The organism is Amycolatopsis sp. NPDC024027 (assembly GCF_040638975.1).
GTDB lineage: Bacteria > Actinomycetota > Actinomycetes > Mycobacteriales > Pseudonocardiaceae > Amycolatopsis.
Genome location: NZ_JBEZYY010000003.1, coordinates 351,249 through 366,324 on the forward strand (window position 1 = coordinate 351,249; position 15,076 = coordinate 366,324).

Below are 15,076 nucleotides of genomic sequence, written 5' to 3' on the forward strand. Positions count from 1 at the left end.
TCGCGAACGTCCTGCCGGCGAGACCGCGGCTGGTCAGACGGTGAAGCGGTCCGGATCGGCCGCGGCCCAGTCCTGCGCCCAGTCCCGCGGGGGTTCGGACAGCAGCTGCCCGGGCGCGAGCCAGTCGTAGAGCTCCGCGTAGGACAGCACCTGGTGGGGATCGATGCGGCGGCGGAGCATGTGCGGCCGCAGCTCGGCGGGGAACCGGACGCCCATCGACGCCATGATCTGCTGCGCGCCGGTCACCGTGGCGCGCTGGAACCGTTCCACCCGCAGGGACTTGTCTTCGACGTCCAGTGCGCGGGCGCGGCGGGCGTCCTGGGTGGTGACGCCGGTCGGGCAGCGGTTGGTGTGGCAGCGCTGGGCCTGGATGCAGCCGACGGCGAACATCATCGCCCGCGCCGCGTTGGTGTAGTCGGCGCCCTGCAGGAGGCGCTTGACGATGTCCGCGCCGGTGGCGACCTTGCCACTGGCGCCGAGCTTGATCCGGTCGCGCAGGCCGGTGCCGACCAGTGCGTTGTGGACGGTGATGAGGCCTTCGGTCAGCGGGGTCCCGATGTGGTCGGCGAACTCCAGCGGCGCCGCGCCGGTCCCGCCTTCGGCGCCGTCGACGATGATGAAGTCCGGCGTGACGCCCTCGGCGAGCATGGCCTTGCAGACGGCGAGGAACTGGCGTCGGGACCCGAGGCAGAGCTTGAACCCGGTCGGCTTGCCGCCGGCCAGCTCGCGCATCCCGGCGAGGAAGCGGACCAGCTCCCGCGGGGTGGAGAACACCCGGTGGTAGGGCGGGGAGATGACGCTCTTGCCTTGCGGGACATCGCGGACGCGGGCGATCTCCGCGTTCACCTTGCCGCCGGGCAGCACGCCGCCGATGCCGGGTTTGGCGCCCTGGGACAGCTTCAGCGACACGCACTTCACGGCGTCGTGCGCCGCCTTGTCGGCGAATTCCGCTTTGTCGAAATCGCCGTCGGATGTCCGGCAGCCGAAGTAGCCGGTGCCGATTTCCCAGACGAGGTCGCCGCCGTGGCGCAGGTGGTACTCCGACAGCCCGCCTTCGCCGGTGTCGTGGGCGAACCCGCCGAGCGCGGCGCCCTTGTTGAGGGCCAGGATCGCGTTCGCGGACAGGGAGCCGAAACTCATCGCCGACACGTTCAGCAGCGCCATGTCGTAGGGCTTCGTGCAGTCGGGACCGCCGATCCGGACCTTCGGCGGAGCGTCGGGCGGCGCCACCGGGGCCATCGAGTGCACCAGGGACTCGTACCCGCCGGCGTAGACGTCCCGCTCGGTCCCGAACGGCTCCTCGGCGTCGGTGCCCTTGGCGCGTTCGTAGACGATGCTGCGGATGTCCCGGTCGTACGGGCGGCCGTCGAAGTTGCGCTCGACGAAGTACTGCTGCAGCTCGGGCCGCAGCGCTTCGAGCAGGAACCGCAGGTGCCCGAGGATCGGGTAGTTCCGCAGGACCGAGTGCCGGCGCTGCGCGAGGTCCCAGCACCCCACGCCGGCGAGCAGGAGCAGCGGCACGGCGAGCAGCCACCACCACGGGCCGGCGAACACGGCCAGCGCGGCGGCGCCGAGCGAGAGCAGCGACAGCACCGCCACGGCAGCGAATCTGAGCACGGAACCGAAGCTAACGGCGGCTCCGGCGGAGTGCAGGGTGAGCAGGGCGGTCACGCCACTGATGGGGCATTCGTCCCGTGTGCCGCCGGTATCACCGGCGCGGTGTGTGCGGGCCGGCCGGCCGGGGTATCCGGCCGGCATGACGTCGATCGGCTACTTCCTTTCGTGCGAGCAGTACGGCCCCCGCGAGCTCGTCGCCCAGGCCCGCGCGGCCGAGCGCGCCGGGTTCCGGCGGCTGTGGATCTCGGACCACTTCCACCCCTGGAACGACGCGCAGGGCCAGAGCCCGTTCGTCTGGTCGGTGATCGGTGCCCTGTCGGAGGCCGTTTCGCTGCCGATCACGACGGCGGTCACCTGCCCGACCATGCGGATCCACCCGGCCGTGCTCGCCCAGGCCGCCGCCACCGCCGCGGTCCAGCTGGACGGCCGGTTCGTGCTGGGCGTGGGCTCGGGGGAGGCGCTGAACGAGCACATCCTCGGCGATCCCTGGCCTTCGGCCGGGCAGCGGCTGGAGATGCTGGAGGAGGCCGTCGACGTCATCCGCAAGCTTCACGCGGCGGGGACGCGCGGCGAAGCGGTGAGTCACCACGGGACGCACTACGAGGTGCAGGACGCGCGGATCTACACCGTGCCGGCCGAGCCGGTGCCGATCTACGTGTCCGGGTTCGGGCCGCAGGCCACGAAGCTCGCCGGGCGGATCGGCGACGGGTACTGCACGGTCGTGCCGGACGCCGACCTGGTCCGGGCCTTCCGCGAAGCCGGTGGCGGGGACAAGCCGGTGCAGGCCGGGATGAAGGTCTGCTGGGACGCCGACGCAGGAGCGGCGCTGGACCGGGCGCACCGGCTGTGGCCCAACGACGTCCTGCCCGGGCAGCTGGCCCAGATCCTGCCGCGGCCGGAGGACTTCGAAGCCGCGACGTCGTTCGTCCCGCGCGAGGCCGTCGGCGAGGCGATCGTGTGCGGCGACGACCCGAAGGCGCACGCGGAACGCGTCCGCCAGTACGTCGACGCGGGGGTGGACGAGATCTACGTGCAGCAGGTCGGCGCCGACCACGAGGGCTTCTTCCGCGGCTGGCAGGAGCACGTCCTGCCCGAGTTCCACTGACGGCCGCCCGACGGCGGTCCCGCCTGCGCACGATCGAGGTGACGGCACCGGAGCAGGAGGTGCCCGGTAAGTCATCGGAGCCAGAGCACGATGACGGCGGCGGTGAGCTCGGCCTGGTGGTAAGCGGCGTTTGGCATAGCGAGTGGCCAGGTCGCGGAACCGCTCGAGCCGGATGAAGCACCGCTCGACCGCGTTGCGCTGCTTGTCGGCCTCGGGATCGAAAGCCGGTGGTCGCCGACCGCGGGAGCCCTGGGCGAGGCGGCGGGCGATCCGGCCGTCACGTTCCGGGCTGGCTAAGGTGATCCGCCGGTCGCGGTGATCAGGAATCGCATCGGCAGTCCTCGGCCGTCGCTGCTCGATCAGCCGCCCAACGCGACGTGGAAGATCTTCTCGTTGCTGTTGTCGGGGACGCTGTCCTTGTCGCCGTTGTTGGTCGTCGTGAGCCACAGGCCGCCGTCCGGAGCGGGCTCCACCGTGCGCAACCGGCCGTAGGTGCCGTTGAAGTACGCCTGGACGTCGGTCAGGTCGCTGCCGCTGATCACTTCCCGGTACATCCGGGTCCCGCGTTCGCAGGCGACGTAGAGCACGTCGCGGACGATGGCGATGCCGGAGCAGGAACCGTCCGCCGTCGGGTACGTCCGCTTGGGGGCGATGAACCCGGCCGTGCCGCACGTCCCCGAGGTGCCTTCACACGCCGGCCAGCCGTAGTTGCCGCCCTTGGTGATGAGGTTGGTCTCGTCCATGACGGAGTTGCCGAACTCCTGCTCCCACAACCGGCCCTGGGAGTCGAACGCCAGCCCCTGCGGGTTGCGGTGGCCGTAGCTCCACACCGGGTTGCCGAACGGGTTGTCCGAGGGCACGCTGCCGTCCGGGTTCAGGCGCAGGATCTTGCCGTTGAGACTTGCTTTGTTCTGCGCGTTGTCGCCGTTCTGGGCGTCACCGGTGCTGGCGTAGAGCTTGCCGTCGGGCCCGAAGCGCAAGCGCCCGCCGTTGTGGTACTTGTTGCGCAGCAACCCGCTGAGCAGGACCTGTTCCGACGCCGTGTCGAGCCGGTCGTTCGCCAGCTTGATCCGCACGATCCGGTTGTCGGACGGCGAGGTGTGCATGACGTACAGCCAGTGGTCACCGGAGAAGCCGGTCGCGACGGCCAGGCCGAGCAGGCCGCCCTCGCCGTCGGTGTTGTCGACGCCGGGAACCGTGCCGACGCTGGTCTTGGTCCCGGTGGCGGGGTTCAGGTGGACGATGTCGTGGGCGTCGCGCCGGGTGTAGAGGATCGTGCCGTCCGGCAGCGTCACCAGGCCCCACGGGATGTCCGTGTCGGTCGCGATCTGCGTCACCGCGCAGACGGAGGCACCACAGGCCGCGCCGGTGGTGACGGTCGTGGCCGCGCTGGGCGCCGAGACGTTCGCCTGGGCGTCCCGCGCGACGACGTAGTACGAGTAGCTCGTGTTCGCCGCCAGCCCGCTGTCGACGAAGGTGGTCGCGGGCGGCGCGGTGGCGGTCCCGGTGACGGCGCCGACCTTGGCGCCGCCGCGGTAGACGTCGTAGGCCCGGACGCCGACGTTGTCCGTCGCGGCGGTCCAGTTCAGGGTCACCGTGGTGCCGGACGCGCTGCCGGTGAGCCTCGTGGGCGCGCTCGGCGCCTGGGTGTCGGGCTGGCACTGCGGCGGCGTGACCGGCACCGTGGCGCTGGCCTGCGAGACGTTGCCCGCGGCGTCGCGGGCGTTGACGTACAGGCCCCAGGTGGCGCCGCCGACGACCGTGAGGCTCGTCGACAAGGTGCTCCCGCTCACCGACTTCATCAGCTGCCCGTCGTGGTAGACGTCGTAGAACGCGACACCCACGTTGTCGGTGGACGCGTTCCACGAGAACGTCACCGCGTCGCAGACCAGGTCGCTGACGCGCGGGTTGCCCGGCACGCTCGGCGGCTGGGCGTCGCCGAGGGAGGTCCGCCACTTCTGGTTGCCCCCGCCGGTGCAGGTGTACAACCCGACCAGGGTGCTGTTCGCGGTGCCCGCTCCGGTGACGTCGAGGCAGAGGCCCGACTGGACGCCGGTGATGGTGCCGTCGGCGTTGATCCGCCACTTCTGGTTGGCGCCGCCGTTGCAGGGGTAGATCTGCGCGTCGGCCGGGGACGTGGTGCTCGCGCCGGCCACGTCGAGGCACATCGCGGGGTCGTAGACCCGCAGCTCGCCCGCGGCCGTGAACGTCCAGGCCTGGTTGGCCTGCCCGGTGCAGTCGTAGATGTTCACACGCGTCTTGGCCGCGGTGCTGTTGCCGACGACGTCCAGGCACCGGCCGGACGCCACGCCGACCACGGTCGTGCCGGTGGCGGCGCTCGCGGGCGCGACCACCGCGGCGGCGGCGATCAACGCGGTCAGGAAGCCGAAGCGCGCACGCCGGCGGACGTTCGAGGAGGCCATGCTCCTACCTTTCGCGGGGCCGAGACCGGGCGTCAAGACTTGTCCGGCTGCTTGTCCGCTCCGTGGGTACTTCCCGTTGTACGGTGTGTCATATATCAGATCGGACCTCGGGAGGTCTGGTGGAACTGACCCGTCGTCAGGCGCTGGCGGTCAGCGCGGCCGGCGTGGCCGCGGCAGGATGGCCGACGTCCGGAGCCGCTTCGGCGGCCGAGGCCGGTGCGGCGCTCGCCGGTCCGGTAACCGAAACGCTGCTGCTCACCGGCAGCGACGCCGACCACCCGGTCGACTGGGACTTCCAGGTCACGGCCGGCCGGCGCGCGGGGGAGTGGGCCACGATCCCGACTCCGTCCAACTGGGAGTGCCACGGCTTCGGCAGCTACCACTACGGCGGCGATCTCGTCCCGGCGGAGAAGGGCCACTACCGGCACTCCTTCACGCCGCCGGCGTCCTGGGCCGGCCGCCGGATCTTCCTGGTGTTCGAGGCCGCCATGACCGACGCCGACGTGCGGGTCAACGGCGTCTCGGCGGGGCCGGTGCACCAGGGCGGCTTCTACCGCTTCCGCTACGACGTGACGTCCCTCCTGCGGCTCGGCGAGGCGAATCTGCTCGAGGCGACCGTGAGCAAGGAATCGGCCGACAACTCGGTGAACGACGCCGAGCGCCGCGGCGACTTCTGGAACTTCGGGGGGATCTTCCGGCCGGTGTCGCTGCAGGCGTACCCGGCCGCCCGGATCGACCGCGTCGCGATCGACGCCCGCGCGGACGGGACCTTCGCCGCCCACGTCACGCTCGCCGGGGTGACCGCGGCGGCCCGGCTGACCGCGCAGCTGCGCCGGCTCGACGGCACGGCCGTCGGCGGGCCCTTCTCGGTTCCGGTGGCGAGCGGGGCCACGGACGCGACCTTGACCACGACCGCGGCCCAACCCTCGTTGTGGACGGCCGAAACGCCGAACCTCCACCAGGTCGAGCTGACGCTCGCGAGTCCCGCCGGCGTGCCGCTGCACAGCACCGTGGAGCGCTTCGGGTTCCGCACGATCGAGGTCCGGGCCGGAGACGGCGTCTACGTCAACGGGAAGCGGATCGTCCTCAAAGGAGCGAACCGGCACACGTTCTGGCCGACCTCCGGCCGGGCGTCGAGCCCGCGCCTCGCCCGGCTGGACATCGGGCTGATGAAGGACATGAACATGAACGCCGTCCGGATGTCGCACTACCCGCCGGACGCGTACTTCCTCGACCTCTGCGACGAGCTCGGGCTCTACGTCCTGGACGAGCTGACCGGCTGGCAGCGCCACTACGACGAGGGCGTCGGGGCGCCGCTGGTCGAGGCGCTGGTGGAGCGCGACGTCAACCACCCGTCGATCCTGTTCTGGGACAACGGGAACGAAGGCGGCTGGAACACCGCGCTGGACGACGACTTCGGCCGGTACGACCCGCAGCGGCGGCCGGTGCTGCACCCGTGGACGACGTTCAGCGGTGTCGACACCAGCCACTACCAGACCTACAGCAGCACCGCGAGCAAGGCCGCCGGCGCCACGGTCTTCATGCCGACGGAGTTCCTGCACGGCCTCTATGACGGCGGCGCCGGGGCCGGCTTGAACGACTACTGGAAGCTCATGGGCGGGGCCCAGCGCTCGGCGGGTGGGTTCATCTGGGCGCTCGTCGACGAAAGCGTCGTGCGGGACGACCGCGGCGGGGCCCTCGACACGAACGGCAGCCGGGCCCCCGACGGCATTCTCGGCCCGTACCGGGAAAAGGAAGGCAGCTTCTTCACCATCAAGGACATCTGGTCGCCGGTCCAGCTGGCCAGCCCGGCCTACTACGACTCGGTCTTCCCGGCGTCGTTCGACAAGACCGTGAAGCTGGTCAACCGGTACGACTTCACGAACCTCCGCGCGTGCCGGTTCGCCTGGCAGCTGCTCGCGTTCCCCGCACCCGGCGCGGGTTCCGGGCACCAGGTCCTCGCCCAAGGCCAGGCGGCCGCGCCGGATGTCGCCCCGGGGGCCACCGGCGCGGTGACGCTCGGCCTGCCCGCCGGCTGGACCGGCGCCGACGCGCTGCGGCTGAGCGTGACCGACCCGACCGGCCGGGACGTCGGCAGCTGGACGTGGCGCATCCGCAAGGCACCGGACTTCGCGGCGAGCCTGGTCAAGGCGGCGGCCACGGGCGGCGTCGACGCGGCCGAGACCGCCACCGACGTCACGCTCGTCGCCGGAGCCACCCGGGTCACCATCGGCAAGTCCGACGGACGGCTGACCGGCGTGCGCCGCGGCGGCACGCCGCTGTCGCTGGCCAACGGCCCGGCCCCGGCCGGCGGGACGGCCGCCCTGACCGGGTTCAGCCACTTCCGCGACGGCACCGGCTGGGTCGTGCAGGCGGACTACAGCGGCGACCTGACGTCGGTGCGCTGGCGGTTGGACGCCAACGGCTGGCTGCGGCTGGAGTACCGCTACCGCGCCACCGGCGACCACGACCACCTCGGCGTGAACTTCGACTACCCGGAGGCGAACGTCCGGGGCCTGACGTGGCTCGGGGACGGGCCGTACCGCGTCTACAAGAACCGGCTGCGCGGCGTGCAGCCCGACGTCTGGAGCAAGCCGTACAACGACACCGCGACCGGGGCGAGCGGGTTCGCGTACCCGGAGTTCAAGGGCTACCACGCGCGGACCTGCTGGGCGGTGCTGGAAACCACCGAAGGCAGGGTCACCGTCGTCGCCGCGGAAGAGGGCCTCTACCTGCGGTTGTTCACCCCGGCGGTGGGCCCGGACCCGCAGAACGCCGTGGTCGCCTACCCGGCCGGCAACGTCTCGCTGCTCGACGGCATCGCGCCGATCGGGAACAAGTTCCACGGCGTCGCGGCGCTGGGGCCGGAGAGCCGGCCGAACACCGGTACCGGCGACTACCACCGCACCGTGTACTTCCGGTTCGACGGGTGAACGAGACCCGGCGCCTCGGCCGAAAGTACGAGACGGGCGCGACTCAGCGGGTGCCGGGCCGCGCCGCGACCTAATTTCCCGGTATGACTACTGAAACGGTACGGGCGAACCCGCCCAGCACGATCATCGCCGCCTTCTTCGGCTTCCTGGTGTCCACGGTCTCCGCGATCGCCGGCGCGCTGTTCGTCCTGAGCGCGCGCGACGAAATCGCGGCCGCCTTGCGCCGCAACAACCCGGCGTTGTCGCAGGACCAGCTCGACCGGCTGACCCTGGTGGCGCAGGCCGTTCCGGTCGCGATCGCCGGGGTCATCGCGCTCGTCTACCTGTGGCTGTCGTTCAAGCTCAAGGCCGGGCGCAACTGGGCCCGCGTCACGCTCACCGTGTTCACGCTGCTCCAGGCCGCTTCGCTGGTGACCACGCAAGCGTCGTGGGCGGGTTACGTCAGCTGCGGGATCGCGGTCGTCGCGACCGTGCTCAGCTACCTGGCCCCGTCCAACCGCTACATCGCCGGGGTTCGGCGCGCGGGCTGATCCGGGTCGGTGGATCATGACGGCCATGCGCAGAACGGGGGCCCGGGCCCGGCGCGGCATGCTCGGCACCGAGATCGTGGTGCTGGCCGCGGCGATCGTCGCCGACGTGCTGCTGGCCCTGCGCGTGCCCGGCCACGGTGGTCACGGCTGGGCCGCCCCGCTGGCCGGGCTCCTGGCCGCCACGGGTACGGCGGTCCCGGTACTGGTCGTGCTGCGGCGGCGCTTTCCCCGCCACATCGGCATCCTGGGGAGCGCCGTCGCGGCGCTGTCGGCGATCGGCACGGTCGTGCCGATCATCACCGACGCGCGGAGCGAGCCCCCGATCGCCGAAATCGTGGCGGCCGGGGTGCTCACCGCCTCAGTCGGCCGCAAGCTCGAGCCGAGACGCGCGGCCGCGCTGGCACCGGTGCTGGGCGTCGTGATGATCGCGGCGCCGTTGCTGCGCTACGGCGCGGACGTGCCGGAGGCGCTGCTGGCCGTGGCGGCCGCGGCGTACTGGGGCGCCTGCCTGGGGGTCGGGCTCATCCTGCGCGCGGCGGACGGCCGGGAGCGGGACGCGCTGGAGCGGGTGCGCGGCCAGGAACGGCTGCAGCTGGCCCGGGAGCTGCACGACCTGGTGTCCCACCACGTCAGCGGCATCGTCGTGCGCGTTCAGGCCGCCCGCGCGATCACCGAAGCGAAACCCGACGAGGACAACCACGCCGCGGTCTACCGCGAGATCGAGGAGGCCGGGAGTGCGGCGCTGGGTGCCGCGCGCCGGCTCGTCGGCATGCTGCGGAACACCGAAGGCGTGCCGCCACCCGCCGGCGCCGTCCTCGGCGACGCGGTGCGCGCGGCCACCGGCTCCGCCGCCCGGGTGGACGTCGCCGAGGAGCTGGACCAGCTGCCGGTACCGGCCCAGCTGGGCACGACCATCCACCGCGTCGTGACCGAGGCGCTGACCAACGTCCGGCGGCACGCGCCGGCGGCGACCGAAGTGGCCGTCTCCGCCCGCGTCGAGGCCGACGAGCTGGTGCTGGAGGTCCGGAACAACGGCGTGCCCGCGACACCGCTGCCCTCGCCCGGCGGGTTCGGGATCATCGGCATGACCGAGCGGCTGGCCATGCTGGGCGGCGACCTGACCGCGGGGCGTGAAGCGGGCTCGAGCTGGCGGGTCGCGGCCCGCTTGCCGCTCGGCGGCGAAGACACGCCCTTCGACACCTTGCCGCGGGGGATCTGATGACCATCCGGGTGCTGGTGGCCGACGACCAGGTGCTGGTGCGCACCGGGTTCCGGCTGGTGCTCGACGCCGCGCCGGACATCGACGTGATCGCCGAGGCCGCGGACGGGGAGACCGCGGTCCGGCTGGCGCGGCGGTTGCGGCCCGACGTGACGCTGATGGACATCCGGATGCCCGGAGTGGACGGTCTGCGCGCGACCGAGCTGCTGGCCGGACCGGCCGTCGCCGACCCGCTGCGGGTCGTGGTGGTGACGACCTACGACGCCGACGAGAACGTCTACGCCGCTTTGCTCGGCGGCGCGTGCGGGTTCCTGCTCAAGGACGCGGGGCCGCGGCTGCTGGTGGACGCGGTGCGTGCGGCGGCCAACGGCGAGGCGATGGTCTCGCCGTCGGTCACGGTGCGCCTGCTGGCCCGGTTCACCGAGCGGGCCCGGCGGCGCGCGCAGGGGGCGCCGGATCTCCTGACCGACCGGGAATCCGACGTCGTGCTCGCGGTCGCCCAAGGGCGGACCAACGCGGAGATCGCCGACTACCTGCGCGTCTCCCTTTCGACGGTCAAGACGCACCTGACGAGCGTGCAGCGCAAACTCGGGCTCCGCAACCGCACGGAGATCGCGATTTGGGCGTGGCAGCGCGGTTTGCTCGGCTGACGATGACGCTTGACCGGTGTGCAAGACTCGCCGAGTGTGCTGTCAGCGCGATGACCACTTCGGCCGGATCGGCTCCGGAACCGCCGGCCACCGACCGGGCGGGTGAGCCGGCGGAGCGGCTGGGGATGGCCGGGCGCCGGGCGGTCCAGGCGGCGCTGGACTGGGCTCTCGCCGTCGGCGTAGGGGTGTTCGCCGGGCTCGTCGCCGGCCTGATCGCCATTCCGCTGGCGCAGTGGGGTTGGGTGCCGCCGAAGGTCATCCTGTGGGCACCGGCGATCACGTTCCTCGCGGCCAGCCAGGCCTGCGACATCGTCATCCAGATCTGGGTTCCGGTGCGCCGGGGCGGGATCACCCCGGGGATGCTGGTGATGGGCCTGCGGGTGCAAACCCTGCGCGGCGGGCAGCCCAAGGCACGCGCGTACCTGATCCGGTGGGTCCTGCTCACGGTCGACGGGCTGCTGCTGGGGCTGGTGGCCGTCGTCAGCATCGTGGCGACCAAGCGGCAGCAGCGGATCGGTGACCTGGTGGCGCGGACCCTCGTGGTCCGGGCCGACCTCAGCCGTCGCGAGCCGAGGACAGCTCCATGATCGTCCAATCAGCCGCGCGGCGGAGCGATCGCACCGACAGGCCCACGTCGGCGGCCAGTTCGCGCACCTGTTCCATCGTCCGTTCCTTTCCCCCGTAGTACATCAGCATGCGGAGGTCGGTTTCGGAGTCGGTGCGAACGCCTTCCTCGGCCGCGAACTCGTCGACCACGATGACCCGGCCCGCCGCTCCGGCGGCGTGGGCGCAGTGGCCGAGGATGGTCCGGACGTCGGCGTCGTTCCAGTCACTTTGGATCCGCGACACCACATATCCGCCGGCTCCCGGTGGCAGCGGCTCCAGGAAGCTTCCGCTGAGCGCCGCCGCTCGGCCGGTCAACCCGGCCTCGCGGAACGTCCGGGTGGCCGGGCCGGCATCGCGGTCGACCACGGTGCCCCGAAGACCCGGATGTGCGCGCAGCAAGCCCGCGAGAAGAGTTCCGTTTCCGCCGCCGACGTCGACGACGCTGCCGAGTGCTCCCCAATCGTAGGACTCGGCGATCTCCTGGACCCTCTTCTGCATTCCGTCGGCCATCACCTGGTCGAAGTGGGTGGCCGAGGAGGGTTCGTTGCCGAGATCGTCCCAGAAACCGGTGCCGTACTGAGCCGAATACGCGACGATGTCGCCACTCCGGGCGACGTCCGGAAGGCGGACGAAGGACAGTTCGGCCCGGCCGACCACGGTGTTGAGGTCCAGGAAATCCGGGTTGGCGAACCCGTCGTCTTCCAGGAGCAGCTGATCGCCCACGCGGGTCAGCCCGAACCGGCCGTCATCGTCCCGGGTCAGCACGCCGACGCTGACCAAGTGGAGGAGGATGCGTTCCAGCACATCGGGATCGCTGTTCGTGGCCGCTGCCAGCGCCTCCGCGGTGAGCTCGCCTTCCGAAATCTTCTGGGGGATGCGCAGGGTGACCGCCACCCTGATCGTCATCGGGGTGATCAGATCGGACAGCTCGCGCAGGGTTCGCCCCGAGCCCCGCTCGCTGGTGCTCGGTCCGGTCGCCGGAGTCTCGGAAATCGCCATGCCTGCCTGTTCTTCCCTGGCCATCGGCGGCCGTCTTCGACATCGCCTGAGTGCGGTGGACAGCGGCGCTCGGGCAGGCTCGATGCACGCTTTCGCCGTGTCATCGAGCCCCCGAGCCGTCAGGTGCTACCACTTCCACCGTCCGGGCGGCTTGGAGCCGAGGATGCGCCGCAGCTTCGCGATCATGGTCGTTCACCTCCTTCCGGGGTCGAGGGCTTCCGTCTCAGGTGGGGGTGCGGACGACGGTGAAGGGCCGGGGAACGGCACCCTCGGCCATGGCCGGGCGGGCGTCGGCTCCGGTGACGGACAGCCGGGCGTCCTTCGTGAGCGCCGTCAGCGTTTCGGTCATCAGCGTCAGCGCCACCGACGCGCCGACACAGGTGTACGGCCCCGCGCCGAACGGCACGTAGGGGCCGCGCTCGCCGGATTCCGCCCACCGCTCAGGCCGGAAGAGCTCGGAATCCGCCCAGTGGCGCTGGTCGTGGTGCACCAGGAACGGGCTGACCGAGAGGATGTCGCCGGGCCGGAAGGGGAGGCCGCCGAATTCGGTCGGCCGGTCGACGGTCCGGCCGACCATCCAGACCATCGGCCGGTGTCGCATCGCTTCGCGCACGATCCACTCGGAGGGCCACGGCCACGGGGAAGCCGACGTGTGGTGCAGGCCGGCCAGCAACACCGACCAGGCCAGCGTGGAACCGACGGGCGCGACGATCGAGCGGAACAGCACCAGGAAGACCTCGGCGACGGTCCGGTCCGCCAGGTCGTCCGGGCACGCGCCGAGCACGGCGTCCAGGACATCACGCGACCGGCCGGGCGGCTCTTCTCTGCGACAGCCCACTTCCCGGGTCACGGCCGCGATCAGCTTCCCGCGCAGGAGTTCCGCTCGCGCCCGCTGCCACACGTGTGGCGAGCGGAACATGACGCCACCGTGCACGGCCTGCTCCATCAGTTGCCGCGTCCCGGCCGGAGTCCCCGGGTGGAGCAGCACGTCCGCCAGGCCGCGGTACACGAGTTCGGACGCGGTGGCCGGCCAGCGGCCGGCCGAGGGCAGGTCCGCCAGCGCTCCGGCGAGTGCCTCCCGGTACTCGGGCACCCGGGCCCGCAAGGTGTTCCGCGCCGCCTGGCCGATGGCAACCTGCGCGGCCCGCGTCGGCAGCAGTTCGCCGAAGAACCCGGAGGTACCGCTGTTGAATTCCGGGCTGCGCAGCAGTTCGTTCGCCAGTTCCGGATCACTCACGCACCAGCCGCCCCAGGGAAGCCGGATCACCCCTGTCGCGGTGCGGCGGCGAAGGTCTTTGAGGTACTCGAAGGGATCGCGCCTGAGCGGCCGCCGGTACCCCGCTCTCATCGAACGGGCAAGCCGCTTCGCGGGCATCCCCCACGGATGACCTCATCCACGGACTGGCTTGGCGTGTCGGAAGCCGGCTGGGTCAGCGTCATGACCGGACTCTCCCCTCCCCATCGAGCCGCACCGATGCGTGCGTCATTCATCGGCGTAGCTGTCTCAGCTTGCTCTCCCGGCCGGATCTCGTCAAGAACGACCACCCGGTCCCGGATTCGCTCCGCTCAGGCCACCTCCCGCGCGTCCGTGGCCGCCCCGAAGCTGACTGTCTATTGTGGACGGTGGGGCATCTCCGCGGTCGTCGCAGCCCCGCCGGCTCGGATGCAGCCACTTTCCTCACCCGGAAAAATCGTCTATCGTCGATGGACGATGGAAGGAGTCGTCGTGCTGGATCGGGAGGTGGCCAAGACCTATGCCGGGTGGTTCCGGACGCTGGCGGACCCGACGCGGGTGCAGATCCTCAACCTGCTCGCCGAGGCCCGGACGCCGATGTCGGTGGGGGAGGTCGTCGAGCGGGTCAGCGTCGGCCAGTCCACGGTGTCCGCGCACCTGAAGGTGCTCGCCGACACCGGGTTCGTGCTGGTCGAGCCGCGGGGGACCGCTCGGCTCTACCGGGTCAACGAGGAGTGCGTCTCCTGCTTCCCGAGTGCCGCGGACGTCGTCATGGGGCGCGGGGTCCGGTCGTTCGCCGAGACCGCCGATGGGGAGGCTCGATGAACCCCGACCGGGACGCCGTCCGCGACCGTTACGCCACAGCCGCCCGGCGGGCCCTGGCCGGGGAAGGGACCGGCCTGCTCTCCGGCGACGGGGACGCCGATCGGCTCGGTGCCGTGCACTACGCCGGCGCGGAGGTTCCGGCCGAGGTGACCGCGAGCAGCCTCGGCTGCGGCAACCCGCTCGCCGTCGCCGAGCTTGCCCCTGGCGAAACCGTGCTCGACCTCGGCTCCGGCGGTGGGCTGGACGTGCTGCTCTCCGCCCGCCGCGTCGGGCCCGGCGGCCGGGCGATCGGCCTGGACATGACCGACGAGATGCTCGCCCTCGCCCGCCGGCACGCCGAGCAGGCCGGCGTCGCCAACGCCGAGTTCCTCAAGGGCACCATCGAGCGGATCCCGCTGCCGGACGCCTCGGTCGACGTCGTCATCTCCAACTGCGTCATCGCGCTGTCGTCCGACAAGCCGTCCGTGTTCAGCGAAATCGCCCGCGTTCTGCGGCCCGGCGGTCGGCTCGGCGTCACCGACATCCTGGCCGACGACACGCTCACCGACGCTGAACGCGCCGCGAAATCCGGTGCGGTCGAATGCCTCGGCGGCGCGCTCACCGCCGGCCAGTACCGGAAGCTCCTGCGCGACGCCGGACTCGCCGGCATCGATGTCCGGCTCGCCCATGAGGTCGGCGACAAGCTCCACTCGGCGATCATCCGCGCCAGGAAACCGTCGAAGTGGCGATGACGGCCGAGCCGCGGATCAGGTGCCGGCGATCCACCAGGCCGGACTGGACACCGGCCAGGCACCGCCAGCCGCGAACTGCGCCGCCGGGCCGGATTCCGGGAGATCGGGATCCGTGAGCGCTTCGGCCGGCACCACGGCGTCCGGCGTGACGTCGTCATGATCGAACGCCGCAGCAGGCGGACCGGAACGTAGCCGGTGCGCCCC

At 71.7% G+C, this 15,076-nt stretch carries 12 protein-coding genes; 8 read left to right on the plus strand and 4 right to left on the minus strand.

Annotated features, from left to right (window positions below):
- Positions 1-33 precede the first annotated feature (33 nt).
- Positions 34-1,617: an FMN-binding glutamate synthase family protein gene (locus AB0F52_RS10955; protein ID WP_360167715.1), complete on the minus strand. Its 1,584-nt coding sequence runs from the start codon at positions 1,615-1,617 to the stop codon at positions 34-36.
- A gap of 139 nt (positions 1,618-1,756) precedes the next feature.
- On the opposite strand from AB0F52_RS10955, the gene AB0F52_RS10960 reads away from it, so the two are divergent.
- A complete protein-coding gene (locus AB0F52_RS10960; protein WP_360167718.1) occupies positions 1,757-2,722 on the plus strand; it encodes a TIGR03557 family F420-dependent LLM class oxidoreductase in 966 nt (321 codons plus the stop codon).
- Positions 2,723-3,081: 359 nt separating this feature from the next.
- Here the strand turns inward: AB0F52_RS10960 and AB0F52_RS10965 are convergent, their stop codons facing one another.
- Positions 3,082-5,145 carry a PQQ-dependent sugar dehydrogenase gene (locus AB0F52_RS10965; RefSeq protein WP_360167721.1) on the minus strand — a complete coding sequence of 688 codons (2,064 nt, stop codon included), beginning with the start codon at positions 5,143-5,145 and terminating at the stop codon, positions 3,082-3,084.
- 119 nt (positions 5,146-5,264) lie between these two features.
- On the opposite strand from AB0F52_RS10965, the gene AB0F52_RS10970 reads away from it, so the two are divergent.
- The 5 genes from AB0F52_RS10970 (at position 5,265) to AB0F52_RS10990 (ending at position 11,064) form a co-directional block, all read left to right on the plus strand.
- Positions 5,265-8,078 carry a glycoside hydrolase family 2 TIM barrel-domain containing protein gene (locus AB0F52_RS10970; protein WP_360167724.1) on the plus strand — a complete coding sequence of 938 codons (2,814 nt, stop codon included), beginning with the start codon at positions 5,265-5,267 and terminating at the stop codon, positions 8,076-8,078.
- Positions 8,079-8,161: 83 nt separating this feature from the next.
- On the plus strand, positions 8,162-8,608 hold the full coding sequence (locus AB0F52_RS10975) for a hypothetical protein (RefSeq protein WP_360167727.1): 447 nt from the start codon (positions 8,162-8,164) through the stop codon (positions 8,606-8,608).
- A gap of 25 nt (positions 8,609-8,633) precedes the next feature.
- Positions 8,634-9,827 carry a histidine kinase gene (locus AB0F52_RS10980; RefSeq protein WP_360167730.1) on the plus strand — a complete coding sequence of 398 codons (1,194 nt, stop codon included), beginning with the start codon at positions 8,634-8,636 and terminating at the stop codon, positions 9,825-9,827.
- Positions 9,827-10,477 (plus strand): response regulator transcription factor, encoded by a 651-nt coding sequence (locus tag AB0F52_RS10985; RefSeq protein ID WP_360167733.1) that lies wholly within the window; start codon positions 9,827-9,829, stop codon positions 10,475-10,477. The genes AB0F52_RS10980 and AB0F52_RS10985 overlap by 1 nt, the downstream gene beginning before the upstream one ends.
- 50 nt (positions 10,478-10,527) lie before the next feature.
- A complete protein-coding gene (locus AB0F52_RS10990) occupies positions 10,528-11,064 on the plus strand; it encodes an RDD family protein (RefSeq protein ID WP_360167736.1) in 537 nt (178 codons plus the stop codon).
- Here AB0F52_RS10990 and AB0F52_RS10995 read toward each other — a convergent pair.
- On the minus strand, positions 11,033-12,082 hold the full coding sequence (locus tag AB0F52_RS10995; RefSeq protein ID WP_360167739.1) for a methyltransferase: 1,050 nt from the start codon (positions 12,080-12,082) through the stop codon (positions 11,033-11,035). The genes AB0F52_RS10990 and AB0F52_RS10995 overlap by 32 nt on opposite strands.
- Before the next feature lie 223 nt (positions 12,083-12,305).
- Positions 12,306-13,319, minus strand: coding sequence for a cytochrome P450 (locus tag AB0F52_RS11000; protein ID WP_360167742.1), 1,014 nt, complete (start codon positions 13,317-13,319; stop codon positions 12,306-12,308).
- 489 nt (positions 13,320-13,808) lie between these two features.
- Here AB0F52_RS11000 and AB0F52_RS11005 point away from each other — a divergent pair, with 489 nt between their 5' ends.
- Together AB0F52_RS11005 and AB0F52_RS11010 are read left to right on the plus strand one after the other, a co-directional pair.
- Positions 13,809-14,141, plus strand: coding sequence for a metalloregulator ArsR/SmtB family transcription factor (locus AB0F52_RS11005; RefSeq protein ID WP_360167745.1), 333 nt, complete (start codon positions 13,809-13,811; stop codon positions 14,139-14,141).
- Positions 14,138-14,872 (plus strand): methyltransferase domain-containing protein, encoded by a 735-nt coding sequence (locus AB0F52_RS11010; protein ID WP_360167748.1) that lies wholly within the window; start codon positions 14,138-14,140, stop codon positions 14,870-14,872. The genes AB0F52_RS11005 and AB0F52_RS11010 overlap by 4 nt, the downstream gene beginning before the upstream one ends.
- The last annotated feature ends 204 nt before the right edge of the window (positions 14,873-15,076 follow it).